This window comes from Hyphomonas atlantica corrig. (assembly GCF_017795365.1).
Classification (GTDB): domain Bacteria; phylum Pseudomonadota; class Alphaproteobacteria; order Caulobacterales; family Hyphomonadaceae; genus Hyphomonas; species Hyphomonas atlantica.
The window spans coordinates 670,872-692,338 of the sequence record NZ_CP051254.1 but is presented as its reverse complement, the minus strand read 5'-3'; the positions used below and the strand labels follow the sequence as shown (position 1 = coordinate 692,338).

Annotated in this window: 22 protein-coding genes; 12 read left to right on the top strand and 10 right to left on the bottom strand. The window is 57.3% G+C overall.

What is annotated here, in order from left to right; translation table 11 throughout:
• The 5 genes from HF931_RS03475 to purE all read right to left on the bottom strand — a co-directional run bounded on the left by HF931_RS03475 (window position 1) and on the right by purE (window position 3,901).
• Entirely contained in the window at window positions 1-756 is a 756-nt protein-coding gene (locus tag HF931_RS03475; protein ID WP_272981700.1) for an ABC transporter permease subunit, read from the bottom strand.
• Window positions 753-1,484 carry an ABC transporter ATP-binding protein gene (locus tag HF931_RS03470; RefSeq protein WP_273241880.1) on the bottom strand — a complete coding sequence of 244 codons (732 nt, stop codon included), beginning with the start codon at window positions 1,482-1,484 and terminating at the stop codon, window positions 753-755. The genes HF931_RS03475 and HF931_RS03470 overlap by 4 nt, the downstream gene beginning before the upstream one ends.
• 86 nt (window positions 1,485-1,570) lie before the next feature.
• Window positions 1,571-2,326 carry a creatininase family protein gene (locus tag HF931_RS03465; protein WP_272981699.1) on the bottom strand — a complete coding sequence of 252 codons (756 nt, stop codon included), beginning with the start codon at window positions 2,324-2,326 and terminating at the stop codon, window positions 1,571-1,573.
• A gap of 4 nt (window positions 2,327-2,330) precedes the next feature.
• Window positions 2,331-3,410: a 5-(carboxyamino)imidazole ribonucleotide synthase gene (locus HF931_RS03460; RefSeq protein WP_273241879.1), complete on the bottom strand. Its 1,080-nt coding sequence runs from the start codon at window positions 3,408-3,410 to the stop codon at window positions 2,331-2,333.
• A complete protein-coding gene (gene purE / locus HF931_RS03455; protein WP_273241878.1) occupies window positions 3,407-3,901 on the bottom strand; it encodes a 5-(carboxyamino)imidazole ribonucleotide mutase in 495 nt (164 codons plus the stop codon). Before purE ends, HF931_RS03460 begins: the two co-directional genes overlap by 4 nt.
• A gap of 198 nt (window positions 3,902-4,099) precedes the next feature.
• Between purE and HF931_RS03450 the strand changes: the two genes are divergently transcribed.
• Window positions 4,100-4,714: a GGDEF domain-containing protein gene (locus tag HF931_RS03450; RefSeq protein ID WP_035548865.1), complete on the top strand. Its 615-nt coding sequence runs from the start codon at window positions 4,100-4,102 to the stop codon at window positions 4,712-4,714.
• 111 nt (window positions 4,715-4,825) lie between these two features.
• Complete coding sequence (locus tag HF931_RS03445; RefSeq protein WP_035548862.1) at window positions 4,826-4,993, top strand: YdcH family protein; 168 nt, start codon at window positions 4,826-4,828, stop codon at window positions 4,991-4,993.
• A gap of 31 nt (window positions 4,994-5,024) precedes the next feature.
• On the opposite strand, the gene HF931_RS03440 is transcribed toward HF931_RS03445, so the two are convergent.
• Window positions 5,025-5,294 carry a hypothetical protein gene (locus HF931_RS03440; protein ID WP_273241877.1) on the bottom strand — a complete coding sequence of 90 codons (270 nt, stop codon included), beginning with the start codon at window positions 5,292-5,294 and terminating at the stop codon, window positions 5,025-5,027.
• 102 nt (window positions 5,295-5,396) lie between these two features.
• Between HF931_RS03440 and HF931_RS03435 the strand changes: the two genes are divergently transcribed.
• Entirely contained in the window at window positions 5,397-6,155 is a 759-nt protein-coding gene (locus HF931_RS03435) for an SDR family oxidoreductase (RefSeq protein ID WP_035548858.1), read from the top strand.
• Here the strand turns inward: HF931_RS03435 and HF931_RS03430 are convergent.
• A complete protein-coding gene (locus tag HF931_RS03430) occupies window positions 6,152-7,861 on the bottom strand; it encodes an alkaline phosphatase D family protein (RefSeq protein WP_273241875.1) in 1,710 nt (569 codons plus the stop codon). The genes HF931_RS03435 and HF931_RS03430 overlap by 4 nt on opposite strands.
• Before the next feature lie 89 nt (window positions 7,862-7,950).
• Here HF931_RS03430 and HF931_RS03425 point away from each other — a divergent pair, with 89 nt between their 5' ends.
• On the top strand, window positions 7,951-8,970 hold the full coding sequence (locus HF931_RS03425) for an RluA family pseudouridine synthase (protein ID WP_273241874.1): 1,020 nt from the start codon (window positions 7,951-7,953) through the stop codon (window positions 8,968-8,970).
• 5 nt (window positions 8,971-8,975) lie between these two features.
• Here HF931_RS03425 and HF931_RS03420 read toward each other — a convergent pair whose 3' ends face one another.
• Complete coding sequence (locus tag HF931_RS03420; RefSeq protein WP_273241873.1) at window positions 8,976-9,863, bottom strand: DUF3108 domain-containing protein; 888 nt, start codon at window positions 9,861-9,863, stop codon at window positions 8,976-8,978.
• Between the two features lie 250 nt (window positions 9,864-10,113).
• On the opposite strand from HF931_RS03420, the gene rpmB reads away from it, so the two are divergent.
• From rpmB to cobT, 4 genes are all read left to right on the top strand, one after another.
• Window positions 10,114-10,398 carry a 50S ribosomal protein L28 gene (gene rpmB / locus HF931_RS03415; protein ID WP_035548848.1) on the top strand — a complete coding sequence of 95 codons (285 nt, stop codon included), beginning with the start codon at window positions 10,114-10,116 and terminating at the stop codon, window positions 10,396-10,398.
• Window positions 10,399-10,531: 133 nt separating this feature from the next.
• Window positions 10,532-12,199, top strand: a complete 1,668-nt coding sequence (locus HF931_RS03410) for an amidohydrolase (protein ID WP_273241872.1) — start codon at window positions 10,532-10,534, stop codon at window positions 12,197-12,199.
• Window positions 12,200-12,303: 104 nt separating this feature from the next.
• Window positions 12,304-13,287, top strand: a complete 984-nt coding sequence (cobS, locus tag HF931_RS03405; protein ID WP_199285765.1) for a cobaltochelatase subunit CobS — start codon at window positions 12,304-12,306, stop codon at window positions 13,285-13,287.
• A 27-nt stretch (window positions 13,288-13,314) separates the two neighbouring features.
• Window positions 13,315-15,315: a cobaltochelatase subunit CobT gene (gene cobT / locus HF931_RS03400; protein ID WP_273241871.1), complete on the top strand. Its 2,001-nt coding sequence runs from the start codon at window positions 13,315-13,317 to the stop codon at window positions 15,313-15,315.
• Between the two features lie 3 nt (window positions 15,316-15,318).
• Here the strand turns inward: cobT and HF931_RS03395 are convergent, their stop codons facing one another.
• Window positions 15,319-16,218: a hydroxymethylglutaryl-CoA lyase gene (locus HF931_RS03395; protein WP_273241870.1), complete on the bottom strand. Its 900-nt coding sequence runs from the start codon at window positions 16,216-16,218 to the stop codon at window positions 15,319-15,321.
• Between the two features lie 29 nt (window positions 16,219-16,247).
• Between HF931_RS03395 and HF931_RS03390 the strand changes: the two genes are divergently transcribed.
• The 4 genes from HF931_RS03390 to HF931_RS03375 all read left to right on the top strand — a co-directional run bounded on the left by HF931_RS03390 (window position 16,248) and on the right by HF931_RS03375 (window position 19,655).
• Window positions 16,248-17,441, top strand: coding sequence for a CaiB/BaiF CoA transferase family protein (locus HF931_RS03390; RefSeq protein WP_272981688.1), 1,194 nt, complete (start codon window positions 16,248-16,250; stop codon window positions 17,439-17,441).
• 48 nt (window positions 17,442-17,489) lie between these two features.
• On the top strand, window positions 17,490-17,885 hold the full coding sequence (hisI, locus tag HF931_RS03385; RefSeq protein ID WP_272981687.1) for a phosphoribosyl-AMP cyclohydrolase: 396 nt from the start codon (window positions 17,490-17,492) through the stop codon (window positions 17,883-17,885).
• 40 nt (window positions 17,886-17,925) lie between these two features.
• On the top strand, window positions 17,926-18,810 hold the full coding sequence (locus tag HF931_RS03380) for an N-acyl homoserine lactonase family protein (protein WP_035548833.1): 885 nt from the start codon (window positions 17,926-17,928) through the stop codon (window positions 18,808-18,810).
• 230 nt (window positions 18,811-19,040) lie between these two features.
• Window positions 19,041-19,655 (top strand): glycoside hydrolase family 16 protein, encoded by a 615-nt coding sequence (locus HF931_RS03375; RefSeq protein WP_162175944.1) that lies wholly within the window; start codon window positions 19,041-19,043, stop codon window positions 19,653-19,655.
• Between the two features lie 34 nt (window positions 19,656-19,689).
• Here the strand turns inward: HF931_RS03375 and HF931_RS03370 are convergent, their stop codons facing one another.
• Window positions 19,690-21,390, bottom strand: a complete 1,701-nt coding sequence (locus HF931_RS03370; protein WP_420537728.1) for an acyl-CoA dehydrogenase family protein — start codon at window positions 21,388-21,390, stop codon at window positions 19,690-19,692.
• Window positions 21,391-21,467: the final 77 nt, after the last annotated feature.

Sequence of the window (21,467 nt, the reverse complement as noted above, 5' to 3'; positions counted from 1 at the left end):
TCAGCCAAGCCTCTGCCGGGAGGCCCACAAACCATTCAATATGGTCCACAGCGTGATAACGCCGAGAAAGAACAACACCGAACGGAATTCCAGAACGCCTCGTTGTGCAGCCTCAAAATGAGAGAGGAATGAAAAATGCGCGACGAGTTCTGCCATTCCGGCGCCGAACAGGCTTTTCACACCAGAGAGGACCAATGGCCAACCGGCAGCCGTGAATACGAATGCAATTACCACACTGATCACAAAAGCCGTGACCTGGCTTCCGGTCAGGGCTGAAATCGCTGCTCCAATCGAAAGATAGGAACCGGCCATCAGGAGGCTGACAAAATATGTCAGGGCAATCGCCGCATTGTCCGGGGCGCCCAGATAGTTGACTGTCACCCACATTGGCAGCGTGAAGATGAGCCCTACGGCGGCAACGCTCCATGCTGCGAACAGTTTACCCAGTACAAGCCCCGGCATTCCAAGTGGAAGTGACAGGAGGAGTTCATCGGTTCCCGCACTTGCTTCATCTGCCCATAGACGCATAGCGAGTGCGGGCAGGAAGATCATGTAGATCCATGGATGCCAAACAAAGAATGGTGACAAGTCGGCCGTGCCTGTGTCGAAGAAGCGTGCAGCCTCCCACGTGAACATCCCTAAAGACAGAAGGAACACTGCCAGGAAGACATAAGCCATCGGTGTCGCGAAATACGCCCCTAGTTCGCGCCGGTAGGTCGGAAGGAAACTGTCAAATTGCTGACGGAAACGATTCATGCGGATTCAGCCTCCGCTTGATCGGTCAGTCTGGTAAACGCGCTCTCAAGTGTACCGTCCGCCGATAATGTCAAAAGTCCGTCGGGTGTATCGTCAGCGACAATGCGCCCTCGGTCCACGATAATTGCGCGTGTGCACATCGCGGGCACCTCGGTCAAGGTGTGCGTTGAGATCACAATTGCCTTGCGAGGCGCCATTCGGGCAATCAGGGCTCGGACGGCCCGCTTCTGATTCGGATCGAGTCCGTCGGTAGGTTCGTCAAGCAGCAATACTGGCGGATCATGCAGGATGGCGCCAGCCAGTCCCACCCGGCGGCGGTATCCCTTTGAAAGAGAGCCAATCCGTTGTCCGCAAACGGTGGAAATTCTGGAGTCCGCAATGGCACGTTCTATAGCTTGCTTGCGTTGAGAGCGCGGGATAGCGCGGGCCGATGCCATGAACGCCAGAAACTCCGGCGGGGTCATGTCGTCATATAGGGGTGCGCCTTCTGGCAAATAACCAAGCGCGGCCTGCGCCTCTCGTCTTGCGGATACGATCGATTTGCCGTCGATGAGCGCGTCTCCGGAATCGGGTTCCAGCACGCCTGAGATCATGCGCATTGATGTTGATTTGCCTGCGCCGTTCGGACCGAGAAATCCAAGCACCGTTCCCTTCTCAACGGTGAAGGACAGGCCTTGTACAGCCCGCTTTTCACCAAAGGATTTTTCCAGCTTCTGAATGTCCAGCATTCTTCAAACAGGTCCTTTCCCGGGAGCCCTCTGATAACGTTGTTGGGTGATTCTGGCCAGTGCCAAGGCGCTAGCCGGATCAGTCGTCACGCCGAAAAGCGGCGAACCTCATCGAGTACGGCTTTTGCGGCTGCGTCCACGATTTTTCCGCCATCTTCAACGCTTGATTGGGTCGGGTCCGATCCGATCCGCCCATCGGGGAAGTCCCGGCGATATTGGACGGCGTCGCCAATCGTTCCAGTCGGCGCGATCTTCGGCGACATTTCCACGTCAGTTCGCGCATGATCGGGAAAACCAAAGTAAGTGACCGAGACTTCAGACGCCGTAGCGTGGCTGCCATGCCCGACAGGATAAAGTTGGTTGCACAGCGTCATTACCGATTTGAAGTCCCACCAATCCCGGCGTTTCAAGGTCAGTCCGGGGAAATTGGTTTCACCGCGCGGATCAAAACTGCGCCGGGCGTGAATCTCGGAAAAGGCGGCTTCGATGGTGGCGATATTCCCACCATGACCGTTCAGCCAGTATATACGCTCGAAGCCGTGCCTCATCAGACTCTCCGTCCAATCGGCCATTGCGGCAATCATCGTAGTGGGGCGCAATGTGATTGTGCCAGGAAAACCAAGATGGTGCTGGGCGCAACCCACGCTGAACGTTGGGCCAACCAATATGTCGTCAGGTGCGAGCTTTTCCGCTTCGCGGGCGATTATTTCGGGGCAGAGCGCATCTGTGCCGATAAAGCCGTTCGGCCCATGCTGCTCCATTGATCCAATCGGGATCACGATTGTTCTGGATTTTTTCAGCCAAGCTTCGATGTCGGTCCAGGTCGAAACAGGAAGCAGCATGCGGTCAGTCCTTTCGGGGCGCGATCCTGCGGGTGATGTGTCCCATCTTCCGCCCCGGCCGCGCATCTCTCTTGCTATATAGGGTCAGAGTCTCATCGGGCTTAAGGCTGGTCGGGTCAACAAGGCCTTGATCACCAATCAGATTGCGCATCTCGGCGTCGAACAGGCGCCGCGTATCACCGAGTGGCCATCCAGAGATTGCGCGAATGTGCTGTTCGAATTGACCGGTCTGGCACGCTTCGGGCGTCCAGTGACCAGAATTGTGGACGCGCGGTGCGAACTCGTTCGCCAGCAGGGACCGGTCAGAAAGGACAAAGAATTCAAGGGCAAGAACGCCCACATAGTCGAGCGCTTCGACCAGTTTCATAGCTTGTTCGCGCGCGCGCGTCTCTACGTTCTTATCGAGTCCGGATGGAACAATTGAACGCGATAGGATGCCGTCGACATGCGCGTTGCGAGGGGGCGCCCAGCTCAGTGTTTCTCCCACGCTGGAGCGTGCAACAATGACTGAAATTTCACACTCGAAGGGGATCGCTGCTTCAAGAATGGCAGGTGCCGCGCCAATAGCGTCCCAAGCGATATCGGCATCTCCTGATGAGCGGACCCATGATTGTCCCTTGCCGTCATAGCCATCGCGACGTGTTTTCAGAACGCCGGTGCCACCAACGCGTTCGAGAGCCCCTGGAATGTCGGCAGCCGCAGAAATTATCTCATAAGGCGCAGTGGGGATATCAATGCTGTTGAGAAAGGCCTTTTCTTCGGCACGATCCTGAGAGATGGCGAGAGCTTTAGGGCCGGGGTGCAGCGCTACTCCGCAATCAGCGATTGCCTTTGCGGTGGATGCTGGGATGTTTTCGAACTCAAGCGTGACAACGTCGCAACTTTTCGCGAAAGCGCGAAGCGCTGCATCATCCGAGTAATCAGCGATCCAGGTTTGACGCGCCGCGCGGGAGGCGGGTGCGTCGTCTTCCGGGCAAAAAATGTGAACGTCAAAGCCTAGCTGATTTGCGGCACTGGCAAGCATGCGGCCCAACTGGCCGCCGCCAAGTATCCCGATCGTGCTACCGGGGGCGATCATGCTCATGCTTCGGGAGACTCGCCAATCTTGTCAGTCTGGGCCTGACGGAACTGGTCCAGTTTTTTGGCGACCGACGGATCTTCCAACGCCACAATCGAGGCAGCCAGCAATCCCGCATTGGTCGAGCCCGCTTCGCCGATTGCCAAGGTTCCCACGGGTACGCCTTTTGGCATTTGAACAATGGAAAGAAGGCTGTCCATACCGGATAGAGCGCGCGATTGAACTGGCACGCCAAGAACTGGCAGGGGTGTCATGGACGCTGTCATACCAGGCAGGTGAGCCGCGCCACCAGCGCCGGCAATGATAACTTTCAATCCTCGGCCTCGCGCGGTCTTTGCATACTCGACCAGTCGGTCTGGTGTGCGGTGCGCTGAGACAATTCGCGTTTCGTGCGATACGCCGAGCTCTTCCAGAATTTCAGCCGCCAGTCGCATGACAGGCCAGTCGGACTGGCTGCCCATTATTATTCCGACTTTGGGAGCGCTATTGTCCGTCATAGAAGGCCTCGTCGCTGGAAAGCGCGCAACATAGGTATGCCGGAAGGCGCGTCAACTCTCGTGTGTACCAAGGCGCGGCAGGAACCGCTGTATCTCGGCTCAATAATTGCTTAACCTCGCGCCATGGCGGATGATTTCCATGCACCCAGGCCCGCGGGGCGAGCCGCGCTCCTCAATGTCCTTGGGGTGGATCTCGATATGCTTGATGTGCGCACACGTGCCGCCATTGAAGCACTGTGCGACGAAGTTCTGTTTCTGAGAGAAGATGTCGACCGATTGCGTGATGCGCTTAGCGAAGCGGAGTCTCTGGCCGATAATGACGCGCTTTGTCCCGTTTTCAATCGCAGGGCCTTTGAACGGGAAATTCACCGTGAAATCGCGCTTGCGGCTCGCTTTCGAACGCCGCTGTCGGTGATTTACATCGATTTGGACCACTTCAAGCAGGTGAACGATGCCTTCGGACATGCCGCGGGTGATGAAGTGCTTATTCGAATCTCTGAATTGTTGCTGCGTCATACGCGAGACACCGATATTGTTGGTCGCTTGGGCGGAGACGAATTCGGAATAGTACTTGCCCAAGCGACGGCAGAAGACAGCCTGTTGAAGGCGGAGCAGTTGGCGAAGGAAGTTGACCAGTTGGTTGTCACGAGCGGACCCGACGGATCAGGCCCTGAAGTGCGTATAGGGGCGTCGTGCGGCGTGGTTGAATGGCAAGTCGGGCAGGACGCTCAAGCCCTCATCGCGTTGGCTGACCAAGCCATGTTCGCCCAGAAAGCGCGCAGGAAATCCAGTCTTCAGGCAGATAAACAATAATTTATCCGGATTCCGTCGAATCCGGCCTTGGCCCCCCGTGACGCTTCAAATCTCCTGTGCTTAACTGTGGCCGTTAAGACACACTCACTTAACAGCAAGAAGGAGACTGCCATGTCGCTTAAAGGCCGGATCAACGAACTCGCCAACAAGCACCGCAAACTCGACGAGACTATTCATGAAGAACAGAAACGACCGTCGGCAGATGCCCTTCGATTGAAACGCCTTAAGCGAGAGAAGCTTCACATCAAGGAAGAGCTGCAATTGCTCAAAGCGAGCTAGGACCTTGAAACTTCGCCTTCATCTTTGTGTCCTAGCCTGAAACAAGCAGGCGTAAGGATAAGGCATGCGGGAAATATTTGATCAGGACAGAGCGATGACGCTTGGGGCCGTTAAACAGGCGACGGGCGTCCTCGCAATCTTGTTCCTCGTACTGGCGGTTTTCGCGATACTGTCCGGACTTGGGCAGATATTCAGCGGACATATTATTCACGGTATTGGTCGTATACTGGCCAGTTTGGCGGGTCTCGGCTTCTTGTATCTGACGATCCGACTGCTCGCTGAGATTCTTGCCGCGCTTCATCGATTGAATGATCGTTTATCCATCGTCGGAGATGATCTCCGAGCGCGGCGGGTATCCAGCCCGCCCACGCCCTCTTCTGAAAACACGAAGGTTTAGGGCGTCATGGCTCAACCAGTTACCGTTATCCTCGGTCTTGGTCGCGAGGTAGGAGACGCTGTTGCGCGCCGCTTCAGCAAGTTTGGTCATCATGTCGTAGCGGCTGATCCCTCGGATGATCGGATCGCTACAGCCAGGAATGCTGTGCCGGATGATGTCTTGCTCCATCATGGCGATTTGCATACGCGCCTCGGTCTCCGCAACGCACTTACTGTAGCCGTCGAAGCCTTCGGGCGGGTCGACAATCTTGTCGTTATCCCCGACATCGAGGCGGCAGACAGTCTGGACGAGTTTGATCAAGACAAATTCGACAAAGCGGTTGCAAAGGCAACACGCGGCGCCGCGCTCGCATTACGTGTCTTTTCGGAACGCATTGCAGAACAGGAAGATCTCCCTGAAGCGGCTGTTGAACGTATTCGACAGAAGGGGACAGTTACCTTTGTCTTGTCTTACTCAGCAGTGGCAACCATGCCGGGTCGCTTTACCGAAACCATAACACAATCAGCCGTGCTTGGTGTCATCAAGGCGGGCGCGGTGGAACTTGCCGACCGACAAATACGCGTCAACGGCATCGTTGCAATCCGTCCGCGGGAAGAGCGTATAGAAAACTGGACAACGCGCCGAACGCCTTGGGGACGGGCCGCGATTGCCGACGAGATTGCCGACGCGGCTCGATATCTTTCGTCTCCTGACGCGGCCATTATCACCGGCGAGTTGCTGAAGCTGGACGGTGGTCGATCCAGCCTCGCCGGTGTTCTGGATTAAGCGACTCGGACAGGGTCCGTCACACTGTCACCTTGTTGCCGGCTTTCGTAAACTGCCGCCGTTTCCGTCACAAACTCCTTGCTGAGGATGTTTGAAACAACTCGGTATTCGGCGCGCGCCGTGTCCGGAGTGAGCGACACAATCGTGTAACCTCGATTGAATGGATCGTGCCAGATCACGTCCGGGTTCGCTTCGGTCGTCAGGTCACCGAGATTTGGAATGTCAGTTACGTAAGCACCGCTTCCTGGAGAGGTGATTGAGGTGCATCCGAATTCTACCCCGCGCCGGTTCCCATTCGCATCTGTGAGTGTGTTTACCCAGGCCGTGTGCGTGTCGCCTGCAAGCGTGACGAGTTTGGCGTTCGCTGCTGCCGCACCCTCATACAGGCGCTCCCGCGCGGCAGGAAAGCCATCCCAGGCATCCAGATTGAAGGGCAGGCCGAGTGTGGAGAAGCCAATCATCGTCTGAACAAAGCCGTTCTGCTGGGCAGCAAGTTGCTCTGGTGTCAGGGCTTCCTGGAAGTTTGGCAGGGTCGTTCGTGCCATGACGACCTGGTTAGCCAGAACCTGCCACGCTTTTCCGGCCTTGGTTGAAGATTTCAGCTCGCCAGCCAGCCAGGCTTCCTGTTCCGTGCCGAGCATGGTGCGGGCAGGGTCGTTTATGGTCTGAAGTGTTTCTGAAACGCGCTGCATCATCACTTGCTGATCGGTTACGCCAGCCAGTGCATCGAACCAGCTGACGTCCGGAGAACGCCCTGTCAGGCGGCTTTCAAGGGCGTGTACGGTTGCGATATCGCCAAAGGTGAAACTTCTCCACACCGCAGATGTGACGTCGCCCGCTACGGGCTCGCGAAGGGGAAGCCATTCGAAATAGGCTTGGATGGCGGCTTGCTTGCGATCTGACCAGTCGCCTTCACCCTCTTCAGGGTTGTGATTTTGAGCGCCTGTCCGATAAGAATTGTTGGTGCTCTCATGGTCGTCCCATGTGCAAATCCACGGCGCGGCCGCATGAGCAGCTTGAAGGTCCGGATCTGTCTTGTACTGGGCGTGGCGCATTCGATAGTCGGTCAGGGTCACCATTTCCGTGATCGGATCGTGTACTCGGCCCAGCTTGGTGGCAACTTCAGCGCCGTATCCGTCGACACCGTACTCGTACAAATAGTCTCCCAGATGGACGATGACGTCTAGATCGTCCTCATTGGACAGCGCTTCATATGCATTGAAGTAACCGAATTGCCAGTTCGAGCACGAGATGACGCCCATCCGAACGGGTGTATTGCCACTCTCTGAGGTGGTCTTGGTGCGCCCCTGCGGCGAGCTAACCTCGCCAGCATTGGTTCTGACCGTGAATTTGTAATTGTAAACTGTTCCCGGCTTCAGGCCGGGGACATCTACTTTGACGCAGAAGTCACGGGATTCGCTTGCCATAGCCGAGCCTGTAATCGCTGGCGCTGACGGGTTCGCGGGATCTGTGACTTCATATGTGACTGGAATAGGGGCCGTGCCTGATTGCGGGGTAACGCGTGTCCAGATAATGACGCGATCACTCAACGGGTCGCCGGACGCGACTCCGTGCAGAAACTCCACTTCGCCGTCATAAGCTTCAGTCTGGGATTGTACTGTTTTGGCAGGTGTCGCGCATGCGGCAACGCTTAAGGTTCCAGTTGCGGCTGCGCCCAACAGTCCGCGGCGGGTGATCTTGGTCATGCTTCTCTCCGGTCTTGCCTGACTTCCCCTAGTCAAGTGTGTTGACAATAGCATGACGATTGGCGGGAAGTGCGTCTATAAGTCTGTTTATGGAAACGCTCTCAATTCGCGCAGCTGCCGAAGATGCTGGCATTCGGCTCGACACCTTTCTGGCATCAAAGGCGGAGCAATTGTCCCGCTCGCGCGTCAAGGCATTGATTTTGGAAGGCGCCGTCGCGCAGGACGATGAAGCCGTGCTTGATCCAAGACGCAGCGTGGCCGAAGGCGCAACTTATCACATTCGGCTTCCCGAGCCGGTGCCGGCCACTCCGGAGCCGGAAGATATTGCGCTCGACATTCTGTTCGAGGACGAGCACCTGATCTTGATCAACAAGCCGTCCGGTATGGCCGTTCACCCGGCGCCGGGAAGTTGGAATGGCACTCTGGTCAATGCGCTATTGCATCATTGCAGAGGATCGCTTTCCGGCATTGGCGGTGTGGAGCGACCTGGAATCGTGCACCGGATCGACAAGCTGACCACTGGCGTGCTTGTCGCCGCGAAGACCGAGCCGGCACATCTTGGCCTGTCGGAACTTTTCCAGAAGCACGACATTGAACGCAAATACTTGGCAGTGACACGGGGCGCACCGCGACCCTTGTCGGGTACCGTGGACCTGCCGATCGCCCGGTCGACTGGCGACCGGAAGAAAATGGCTGTCGTGCGCAATCCGGAGAGCGGCGTTGGGCGGAATGCCGTTACGCATTATCGCGCCATCGAGACCTTCGGCATTCGCGACAAGGGCACTGCTCTCCCGGCCGCAGCTTTGATGGAGTGCCAGTTGGAGACTGGTCGGACGCACCAGATCCGAGTTCACATGGCCCATATTGGCGCGCCGCTGATTGGGGATCCAGTCTATGGGCGCCACAAGGGTATCGGCTCATATGGCCACGGCGAGGCCCACATCGCAGGTACGAAAGCTGCGCGAAAGTTTCCTCGTCAGGCCCTCCACGCCGCGATGCTCGGCTTCGTGCACCCCATAACGAAAGAGGCGCTCCGGTTCGAAGCGCCTCTTCCAAATGACATGGCGGAATTGATTGACGCGCTGCGCCAATTGCCAATGGGCGACTGATGGGATCAGCCCCCGCCAGGGTTCAACGCAGCTTCTGACGTTACGACGGGCTCAAAGTAGAGTTTCGACGCCTGTAGCGTGACCTTTCCGATCTTGTCGGTGTCGGCTTGTATCTTCACAGGAACGGTCGCGCCATTTTCCAGCGGGGCCAGCCACATGCGAAGTGGACCGTCGATGCCCGACAAATTGTCTTTGTCAGATTTGTCCTTCTTGTAGCCTGCAACTTTTTCCATCGTGATGTGGCACTCGATGGCCTCACCAGACCAGGCTTTGACGTCGATCTGCTTCGTACCGGCATTCTTGAGGTGCAAATAGGTCAGTTGACGCCCATCAAAGATTCGAAGTGGACCTCCGCATGGATCAGCGCCGGGAGCGCGTGGCTCTAGCGCAAAGGTAATCAATGCGGTGATGGGATCGTTGGTCTTCAATACCTGCTCGGTTGTTGCAGGAGGCTCTCCGAGATTTCCGAAGACCGGATTGGCGGTCATGGAAAAATCTTTGTCGGTAATGGTCAAGTTGACGCGGCGGTTCTTTTTACCGTCACGGTTCTGGGAAACGTAATTGTAAGTCTTCAATTCATCGCCGCGCGTGTAGCCAGAGGCTTGAAGGTGCATGTCATAGTTCACGAACCAGTCAGCGATGCCTGTGACTTTAACGCGAGACTTGATGTTGTAGGTGTCCGGGCGCATTTCCACGTCAAAATGAGCGCGGCCTGTGGCGGGGATGAATAGGACATAAGCCTTTGCTTCCAGTTCATAGACCATGCGGGTGGTTTCACCTGCCTTCACATTGGCAAGTACAGCGGGCGCGGCAGAGCTGGGCGCAGTATCGGCTACCGAGATACCCGCGAGGGCGAGTCCTGTAGCAGATGCAATCAAGAGGGCGCGTTTCATAAGAACCTGAATCCTTTCCGGAGCGCTAGGTTACCATATTCCTCTAGCTCAGTATCGCCCAACACGAGCTGAACAGGTATGCCCTGATCATGCCGCATTCTGGATTGGGTCGCAGTGTACAAGTATGACCGGCAATGACAGTCGCAACCGGAAAACTGCCGAATGCCTGATCCTCGGAGTTGACATGAGGGCATTGAGGACTGTAACGACGCGCCTTCGAGATCCTTAGATATTTATTCGGAGCGAGGCCATGTCCCGCGAATGTGAACTTACCGGCACCAAGCCGATGACTGGCCACAATGTGAGCCACTCGCAAATCAAAACCAAGCGGATTTTCCGCCCTAACCTCGTTCAGGTGACTCTGCGGTCTGAGGCACTGAACCAGAATTTCCGCATGCGCATCGCGGCCAAGGCCCTGCGTACTGTCGACAAGCTCGGCGGTCTGGATGCGTTTCTGGCGAAGGCAAAAGAAGACCGCCTGTCTTCCAAGGCCCTGAAGATCAAGCGCGACATCGAAAAGAAAGCTGTCGCCTGAGCATAAGCCCCTATCGGGCCTGCTGATTTAGAGAAGCGCGCGCGGCACTGGCTGCGCGCGCTTTTTTGTGCCCGAAATCTGGAAGTCCTTCCCTCCGCGTGCCAGACAGGGAGCATAGGTGGAGGAATATCTCATGCGTCAAATGCTGTTGGCCACAGTGCTCTTAGGGGCGCTGGTCGCCGGATGCGCGCCCAAAGACGGGCAACCCCCTTCAAGTGATAAGACCGGACCGGTTACGGTGTTCACGGGCGGCACGATCTATACTGGCAACGCTGACCAGCCTGTTATTGACGCGGTCGCTGTCGGTTCTGACGGAAGAATAGTCGCCATGGTGCCGCCGACATCGGCAGATTGGGGCGACGAGGACGTCACGATTGTCGACTTGGACGGTAGCGTGATGTTCCCTGGTTTTACTGACTCCCACGCGCATTTGCTTGGCATTGGGCAACGAGAACTTACGCTTAATCTTGAGGGCACGGCATCTATCGACGAGCTTGTCACTCGGACAGAGATCGAAGTCTGGGAAAAGGAACCCGGCGAAATCCTGTTCGGTCGAGGTTGGATCGAGACAGGTTGGCCCGAAGGGCGCATGCCCTCCGCAGCGGATCTGGATCAGGTCAGCCCAGATAACCCTGTCATCTATGTGCGCGCCGATGGGCACGCTCTCGTGGCAAACACCGCTGCCCTCAAGGCGGCTGATGTCTATGATCTGAATGAAGATCCGACCGGCGGGCGTGTTGAAAGAGGGGATGACGGTAAAGCAACGGGGATAGTGATCGACTATGCGATGGCGCCCGTTCTCGAGTTGCTATCTGCGCCGTCGGAGGACGACATCTCTCTGGCTCTGGAGACTGGGGCACAAACTTATGTGAGCCGTGGGTGGACCGGCGTCCATAATATGAGCGTTGGGCGAATTGAGGCGCCCATCATGGCGGGTCTCGCCAAGGAGGGCCGGTTGCCGCTGCGCATCTATAACGCCTTCGATGAGAGCGCGTTTCATGTCGCCAAAAGTCGCCGACATGAAACGGGCACCATCACCAATCGCGCGGTAAAGCTCTACATGGATGGTGCTCTCGGTAGCCGCGGTGCGCTATTGATTGAGCCATACTCTGATCGGCCGGACACAAGCGGTCTCGAACTGTTGGACACGAATGCACTGCACAATCTGATGATGGACGCGGCTGAGGACGATGTTCAGCTGGCAATTCACGCCATCGGAGATCTCGCGAACCGCCACATTCTCGAGACATTCAGCGCGCTTGGTTACGGTCCTGAAAAACGCTGGCGGATTGAGCACGCGCAGATCCTTGCGCCAGACGATGTAGCTCAAGTCGGGGCGCTTGGCCTGATTGCCTCCATGCAGCCATCTCACGCGATTGGAGATCTGAAGTTTGCACCGGACAGGTTGGGCGTTGATCGGCTTGCCGGTGCGTATGCGTGGCAGGATATGCTGTCTGGTGGCGCTGTGGTGGCCGGAGGATCCGACGCGCCGGTCGAGGTCGGCTCTCCCCTTATTGAATTCTATGCCGCAACTGCCCGGAAGGACCTTGAGGGGCGCGCAGGGGAGGGGTGGCATCCGGAACAGGCCTTGTCGCGGCAAGAAGCCTTGGCCTTGTTCACATCTGCCGCAGCCTATGCCTCGTTTCAGGAGGACGATTTGGGCACGATCGAGATTGGCAAGATTGCCGATTTCTCGGTGTTCGACCGGGATTTGATGACAATACCTGAAGAGGACATCCTAATAGCGAAGCCTGTAATGACGGTGATTGGCGGTGAAATCGTGTGGCGGGCTGCAGAATGATTTGCCGCGCGGCCCGCCAAACCCACATTTGACCCAATGTCACGCTTGGCGGAAGCGTCAGGTGTGATAGGTCCAATTCTGCAATAGATGACGAGACGCATGCCATGACTGTGATGAGTGATACCGATGTGCTGGACGGCCTGGAGCCGACGGAAGAGATCAATGTCCGCGAGGTATTCGGCCTCGATACCGACATGGTCGTGCATGGGTTCAAGACTCGGACAGAATATGTGCCCGCGATCGACGAGGCCTATCGCTTCGATCCGCAGACCACGCTGGCCGTTCTCGCCGGGTTCGAGCACAATCGCCGCGTCATGGTGCAGGGGTATCACGGGACAGGTAAGTCGACCCATATCGAACAGATTGCTGCTCGGCTGAACTGGCCGATGATCCGGGTGAACCTGGACAGCCATGTCAGCCGGATCGACATGGTCGGCAAGGATGCCATCGTCCTGAAGGATGGCGCGCAAGTGACGGAATTCCGCGAGGGTATCCTGCCATGGGCATTGCAGCGTCCGGTCGCGATCACTTTTGACGAATATGATGCGGGCCGCCCGGATGTGATGTTTGTGATCCAGCGTGTACTGGAAGCGTCTGGCAAGCTGACATTGCTGGACCAGAACCGCGTGATCGAGCCAAATCCATATTTCCGCCTGTTTGCTACGACGAACACGGTCGGCTTGGGCGATACGACGGGCCTCTACCACGGGACACAACAGTTGAACCAGGGTCAGATGGACCGCTGGAGTATCGTGACCACGCTGAACTATCTTGAGCACGATGCCGAAGTCGAGATTGTGAAATCCAAAGCGACAGGCGTCGACGAGGATACGCTCTCCAAAATGGTCACCTTGGCGGATTTGACCCGCAACGCGTTCATGAGCGGCGACCTCTCCACGGTGATGAGCCCCCGGACGGTGATCACATGGGCAGAAAACTTTGCGATCTTTGGTGATCTTGGTCACGCGTTCCGCATGACGTTCCTGAACAAATGCGACGAGCTGGAGCGGCCGTTGGTGGCAGAAATGTACCAGCGCTGTTTCGCAGAAGAACTTCCGGAAAGCGCGATCATGGTGAGGGTCGCCTGAACCCGCGCCATGCGCCAGGTCTGATACATGTCAAAAGACACCTCTCCTCAGGAATTGTTCAAGCAGGCGCTGGCCACCACGACCAAGGCGATGAGCGCAGACCGGGACGTGGAGGTTGGCTTCGGCAATGATGTGGGCAGTGATGGGGAGACAATCACTCTCCGTCCGCCGCCCCAGCAGCTGGACCCGGTTGTTGCAGCGCGTATTCGTGGGGAAGCGGATGCGGTAGCCTTGCGCCGGGCCCACCACAATCCGGCGGCCCATTTCGCGCATCGTCCGTCCGGTGATTTGCCGCGCAAGGTTTATGATGCGGCGGAACAGGCGCGGATCGAAAGTCTCGGCGCGAACGCAATGCGTGGCACGGCGGAAAACCTCGACGCTGTTCTGGATCAACGATGCCAGTCCGGCGAGTTTGCAATGGGCAGCGAAGACGCAGACGCAGTTCTGGCGCCAGCGCTGGAGTTTCTGCTGCGCGAGAAGCTGACAGGGCGGGCATTGCCGGATAGTGCCAAGCGCGTTGCTGACGTTTGGCGCGAACGCGTTGAAACCGAAACGGGCGGCGCGATCGAGCGCCTGATTGAGCAACTGCATGACCAGCCGGAATTTGCCCGCACCGTTCGTGATATGATCCGGGACCTGACAACTTCTGATGCGCCCGGCGAAGACGCTGAAACGGAGGAACAAGAAGAGTCAGAGCAAAGCGAAGAGAATGAACAGCCCTCCGAAGGCGACCAGGAGATGGAGTCCGAGGAGCAGATGGGCGCCTCTGCCGAGCAGATGGATGCTGGCGATACGGAAGAGATGGAGGGCGAGGAATCGAACGTCAGCGTCGACATGGATGTTGATGCCGAAGCGGATGATACGCCCGATGATGAGGAAGAGGGCACAAAACCGCTACGCCCGAACTTCAAGGATGGCGACGAGAAGGATCGCTTCAACTACAAGGTCTTCACAACCGAGCATGACGAAGTTGCCAATGCGCCAGACCTTTGCGACGCTGAGGAGCTGACGCGGCTGCGCGCTTATCTGGATCACCAGTTGCAGGGTCTTCAGGGTGCGGTCTCAAAGCTCGCGAACAAGCTGCAGCGGCGCTTGATGGCGCAACAGAACCGGTCCTGGAGCTTCGATCTGGAAGAGGGGGTTCTGGATACGGCTCGGCTGACCCGTGTCATAACAGACCCGACAGCGCCGCTTTCGTTCAAACAGGAAGACGATAGCGAATTCCGCGATACGATCGTGACCTTGCTGTTGGACAATTCGGGCTCCATGCGGGGTCGACCGATCATGGTGGCTGCTTTGTGTGCGGATATTCTGGCGCGCACACTGGAGCGTTGTGGCGTGAAAACCGAAATTCTCGGATTCACAACGAAAGCATGGAAAGGCGGCATTGCTCGTGAGGATTGGGTCAAGGCCGGCAAGCCCGCCGGGCCGGGCCGCCTCAACGACATCCGCCACATCGTCTACAAACAGGCTGACGCGCCGTGGCGCCGCGCCCGGCGCAATCTGGGCCTGATGATGCGCGAAGGCTTGCTGAAGGAAAACATCGACGGCGAGGCGCTGCTCTGGGCGCACGACCGGATGCTGGGACGGCCTGAGCAGCGCAAGATCCTGATGGTGATCTCAGACGGCGCGCCGGTGGATGATTCTACACTCAATGTGAATGTCGGGAACTATCTCGAACGTCATCTGCGGCAGGTAATTGAAGAGATCGAAACAAAGAGCCCGGTGGAGCTGATCGCTATCGGCATCGGCCATGATGTGACGCGCTACTACAAGCGCGCCGTCACGATTGTGGACGCCGAGCAACTCGGCGGTGCGATGACGGAGCAATTGGCCAGCCTGTTCGACGAGAACGCACCGGAGCCCAAGGCAATGGCCATCCCGCCGCTGACGGACCGTACTGTGCGGGGCGGTGGTAGCGCAGTATCTGGCGCGATGAGCGGCGCGCCGAGCTATGGCAAGAAAGTCGATCTCGGTCGCGCGGTGAAGAAGACCAGCCTTCAGGAAGTCAAAGGTCCGAAAAAGTAGCGATCAAGTCGTGGGAAATCCGCCCGCCTTGCTGAGCGACGACGCAATCGGGTGGCCCAGAACGGTTTCAAGCCATTTGGCGGTTTCGATCAGCTTGCTGAGGTCCAATCCCGTTTCGAAGCCGCCGCGCTCCAGCATGTAGACAACGTCTTCGGTGGCGACGTTGCCTGTCGCCGCTGGAGCAAACGGGCAGCCGCCGATTCCGCCGCAGCTGGCATCGATCACGTCCACGCCCGCATCCACGGCGGCCGCGACATTGGCAAGCGCCGCGCCGCGCGTGTCATGGAAATGCATGCGCAGAAACACGTCAGGAGCTTCCAACCGTACCCGTTCGATCGCGCGGCGAACCGCCCACGGGTCCGCTACACCGATTGTGTCGCCGAGTGCCAGTTCGCCCACGCCTGCGCGTTGCGCCTGCGCGGCGAGATTTCCGACAAGTTTTACATCGACTTCCCCGTCAAACGGATCCCCAAGCGCGACAGAGATTGTGGCGGACAGCGGGATGCCTGCGTCGAACACGAGAGGTGCAATCTGGAACAGAGCTTCCGCACTTTCCTGGGGGGTCATGCCTTGATTGCGCTTGCCAAAGGTCTCGCTGGCCACGAGCACGAAATTGATTTCATCAGCTTTCGCGTCAATGGCGCGGCGTACACCTTTCTCGTTCAGAGCAAGGGCGATATGGCGCGTTCCTTTCGACCGGTCCAGCCCTGCGAAGACTGCGGCAGAATCGGCCATCTTGGGCACTGCCTTGGGGCTGACGAAGCTGCCGGACTCCATCCGTTTGACGCCCGCTTCTTCCAATCTCGCAATGAATTCAAGCTTCTGCTCGACGGTCAGATCGGCGGGATCATTCTGCAGCCCATCGCGTGGGCCGACTTCCACAATATCAATACGTCTTGTCATGATGCCTATGTAGTGTGCATTGAGGTCAAATGACAGATACGAAACGCCCTCTGGATGGCCTGCGCGTCATCGAACTCGGCCAGCTGATTGCCGGCCCCTTCTGCGGACAATTGCTTGGCGACTTTGGCGCTGAAGTGATCAAGGTTGAGGCGCCCGGCCTGCCGGATCCGGCGCGAGGCTGGGGCGCAGTGAAGAAGGACGACATTGGCTTGTTCTGGCCTATCATCGGGCGCAACAAGAAATCCCTGACCCTGAACCTGCGCGTGGAAGAAGGACAGGCAATATTACGCGACCTGGTGAAGACGGCTGACGTGCTGGTCGAAAATTTTCGCCCCGGAACGCTGGAGCGCTGGGGGCTCGGTCCGGACGTGTTGCACGAGATCAACCCGCGTCTCGTGATCGCGCGCGTGTCCGGCTACGGCCAGACCGGCCCGGAAAGCCATAAAGCAGGGTATGCCAGCGTTGGCGAAGCGAAAGGCGGCCTGCGCTACCTGATTGGCGAGCCGGATCGCCTGCCTGCGCGGGCAGGGGTTTCTCTTGGCGATACGATGACCGGCACATTCGCTGCGCTTGGCACGATGATGGCTCTGTTCGCACGGGAGAAGTCGGGGAAGGGACAGGTGGTCGATGCAGCTATCTACGAAACCGTCATGGCCTTTATGGAGAGCCTGATCCCCGAATATGCACTCATGGGACATACGCGCGAGCGGAGCGGACCTATATTGCCGCGTATTGCTCCGTCAGGCGTCTACCCCTGCAGCGACGGTCTCGTGATCATTGGGGCCAATCAGGACACATTGTTTCGCCGCCTGTCTGCCATGTGCGGCACCGACTGGGCGGATGATCCACGCTACGCCACGCACGACGCCCGGGGTGAGAACCAGGCGGAGTTGGACGACATGATCTCTGACTGGACCCGGCAGCACACAATGGCTCACGTCCTGGCAACATGTGAGGAGAATGGCGTTCCGTGCGGTCCGGTGAACCGGGCCAAGGAAATGCTGGAAGACGCACATATAGCCGCTCGTGATGCAATCATCCGCGTGTCGCATCCGGTTTTGGGCGATGTGCCGATGCAGGGTGTTTTCCCGAAACTGACCGATACGCCCGGCGGGGTTGAAGCCAGTTCACCGGGGCTTGGCGAGCATACGGATATGATTCTGACAACTCTTGGCTACGACTCCGATCAACAAGCGGGGTTGCGCGAGCGCGGCGTCGTTTAGGGCCAATTCCTTCTGGCGGGGGGCTGCTATATCGACTATGTGGCCCGGATGACTGACTTCCCCGAACCTCTTTCCGGCAGCGCACAGGATGAATGCCCCGAATTGCGTCCGAAATTCAATGCCGATGGACTGATCGCGGCGATCGCCCAGGACGTTGCCTCAGGCGAAGTGTTGATGCTCGCCTGGATGAACTCTGACGCCTTGAAGGCGACTCTTGAAACCGGGCGGGCGACTTATTGGTCCCGGTCTCGTCAGTCGCTATGGGTAAAGGGGGAAACATCTGGTCACGTGCAACACGTCGAAGAAGTGCGCATTGATTGTGACCAGGACGCAGTTTTGCTCAAGGTTCGCCAGACGGGCGGAGCCTGCCATACTGGCCGCGCGAGCTGTTTTTATCGGATCGCAGACAGCGATGGCGTCGGGCTTACGGTTGCCAAAGACTGAGAGTTGGGATTGAATTCCCAAACAGTCATGGGGGTAGAGTATGCGCGCGACGGTTTGGGCTGGATCAATATTTTCACTGGTAGTCTTGGTCGCGTGTGGCGCGGACGCGCCGGATGAGGTGCCAACAACGGATGCGGCGGTTTCAGAAAGTTCGGAAACGGCAGCCTTGCGTGTCGACGTACTCGATTGCGGCACGATCGAAGTCTCGGATCTTGATGCATTTTCCTCTGCAGGGGACTATGCAGGCGAAGCCGACACCTTCACTGATGCGTGTTTTCTGGTTCGCCACCCGGATGGCAACCTTCTGTGGGATCTCGGCCTGCCGGGGATCCTCGCCGTTGCAGGACCCCAGACGCAGCAGATCTTCACAGTATCGCTGGACAAGACTCTGACCGATCATTTTGCCGATCGGGGTTTGACCCCTGACGACATCGACTATGTCGCAATTTCCCACAGCCATTTCGACCATATCGGGCAAGCCGATCAGGTGTCGGGAGCGACTTGGCTGGTTAGCCAGGGTGAACTTGATGCCATGTTCCCTGAAGACGGCGAGGGAGCCGAAATCGCAGCTGAGCAACAAGCTCTCTTTGCCTTGTTCGAGCCTATGGAAAAGCAGGTGTTCACCGGCGAATTAGATGTGTTTGGCGATGGAAGTGTCGTGATATTTGAAACACCCGGACACACGCCCGGGCACACATCGCTGCAATTGATGATGCCGGAATCGGGGCCCATCCTGCTGACGGGCGATCTTTACCATCGGGCAGAAAGCCGCGACCTGAAGCGCGTCCCAAGATTCAATTCAGACGAAGATCAGACCCTGGAGTCCATGGAAGCATTTGAGGCGCGGGCTGAGGCCTTGGGTGCGAAAGTTATTATCCAACATGAACCAGCGGATATCGATCCGCTGCAAGGAGAGATTCGCTAATGCGCAGAATGCGCTTGTTTGCTGCAGCTGTTCTATTTTGTCTGAGCGTCGCATGCTCAAGCAACACAACATCCTATTCAGTGCTTGATCATCCCAACTCGGGTTGGAAGCTTGTTTTCCGGGATGAGTTCAGTGGTCGGGGGCGGCCAGATCCCGACAAGTGGATTTCTCACGAATACAATCGAAAGCAAAACTCCGAGGGTCCGGACGGGTGGTGGCTGAAAGATAATGTGAGCCTGACAGGTCACGGACAGCTGGAAATTACAGCAACCCTAATACCAAACCGAAACCCGGACCAGGATGACGATCCTCACGATTATGCGTCTGGCATGGTGTCTACGGAAGGAAAGTTCGAGACCGCTTTCGGTCGCTATGAGGCGCGTATCAAACTGCCTCAGGATCCAGGTTGGTGGATTGCCTTCTGGCTATTTGCGGATGAGGTGCACCTGGAAGACGGATCCGGTGAAGACGGCACAGAAATCGATATCGTTGAAGCTTTCGGCTGGAATGACGTGGTCAGCCACGCGCTCCACTGGGATGGATACGACAAGCATCACAAGACCGAAAACAAGAAAGTGGTTCGTCCAGGTATTCGCAGTGGATGGCATGTGTTTGCGCTGGAATGGAGCGAGACAGAGTATATCTGGTTCGTTGACGGCGAAGAGGTTTGGCGAAGTTCTGCCGGTGGCGTTTCGAAAGCGCCCAAATGGATCAAATTCTCCGGAGAAATCAGTACACAGCCCTCCGTCGCACATCAGTGGTGGTCGAATATGCCTGACGACAAGCGTCTGCCGGACCGTTTTCTCGTTGATTGGGTTCGCGTCTACGAGAAGAAGATTCCCTAGGGCCAACCTATGGCTGGCCCCAAGGGGACAGTGGTCAGTTCGCGCTTTCGATCAGGCGACGCGCGATGACCATCGCCTGAACTTCGCCTGCTCCTTCGAAGATATTCAGAATGCGTGCGTCCTGAAGGATTCGGCTGACAGGGTACTCCAGCGCAAAACCATTGCCTCCGTGGATTTGAACGGCATTATCAGCCGCCGCCCAGGCAATGCGGGCGGCAAGCAGCTTCGCCATTCCCGCTTCCAGGTCGCAACGCTTTCCACCATCCTTCTGGCGCGCGGAATAGTATGTAAGCTGACGAACGCCGACGAGCTCTGCTGCCATCATGACCAGCTTGTTTGAGACACGCGGGAATTCAAAGATCGGCTTGCCGAATTGGTTGCGATCTAGCGCGTATTGCAGGCCGGTTTCGAAAGCGTTCTGCGCGACGCCGATAGCGCGGGCGGCGGTCTGGATGCGTGCACTTTCGAACGTAGCCATGAGGTGTTTGAAGCCTTGCCCCTCGACACCGCCCAGCAGGTTTTCGGCTTTGACTTTGAAATCGTCAAAACCGATTTCATATTCTTTCATGCCGCGATAGCCGAGAACTTCGATTTCCCCGCCGGTCATGCCGTCAGCCGGGAAGGGGTGTTCGTCTGTGCCCCGCGGCTTTTCGGCCAACAACATGGATAGACCGGAAAAATTATTAGTGGACGGATCTGTGCGCGCGAGCAGTGTCATCAAGTCTGCGCGGACTGGATGAGTAATCCAGGTCTTGTTGCCGGTGACACTATACTCAGAGCCATCTTTAGATTTGACAGCACGAGTACGCAGGGAGCCGAGGTCTGATCCAGTGTTTGGCTCAGTAAAAACGGCTGTGGGCAGGATTTCTCCGCTTGATATCAGCGGCAGCCATTTCTGCTTTTGATCATCGGTGCCGCCGATCAGGATCAACTCAGCGGCGATTTCCGACCGTGTGCCGAGGGAGCCGGTGCCAATATATCCGCGGGACAATTCTTCCGAGACGACACACATGGCCGTCTTGCCCATGCCGAAACCGCCGAACTCTTCGGGAATGGTCAGGCCAAAAACGCCGAGTTCTGCCATCTCGTTGACGACATCCATCGGAATATATTCGTTCTTGAGATGCCATTCATGCGCGTTCGGTTTGATCTTGTCCGTTGCGTATTTCGCAAACTGTTCGCGAACCATGCTCATGGTTTCGTCGAGACCTGTTTCCTCGACCGTGTTGCGGCTGAGTGCATCTGGCAGGCATTCGGCAGCCGCGGCCATCACGGCAGGTGTTTTGCCTTCGATAATGAGCTTCTGGATGGGGCTTGCGGCAGCCAGTGCGCTCGCTTCGGCAGCAATGCCGAGTTCGTGCGGGCGAATGACTTCGCCTTGGTTCATCGGAATACCGCTTGCGAGTTGCGCGCAATAATCGCTGAATAGGATTTGCGTCAGAAGGGATTCAGTTGTGCCGAACTTTCCTTCCTGATCCAACCGGGCGGCCCATTCCGCCGTCTGCCTCAGGGTTTCGGCATAAGTCACCAGCCAGGAAAGGCCATGTGCAATATGTTGCTCGCGCTCAAGTGCGGCGCGGTCCGGGCGGCCGTCATCATTGGTCAGCGCAGCGCGGCACTTGCCTCTCGCGGCATCGGCATATGCGTCAATGGCTGTGCATGCGTCACTGATCAACGCAACCAGATTTGGGATTACAACAGGTTCAAGGGCCGCAGTCTCAACAGCACCATCCATTCGAACTTCCTCCAGAGATTTCTGTTTTTTCTGATTATAGGGCGCAGTGGGCGGCAAGTCATGGATAAGTTGTGCGC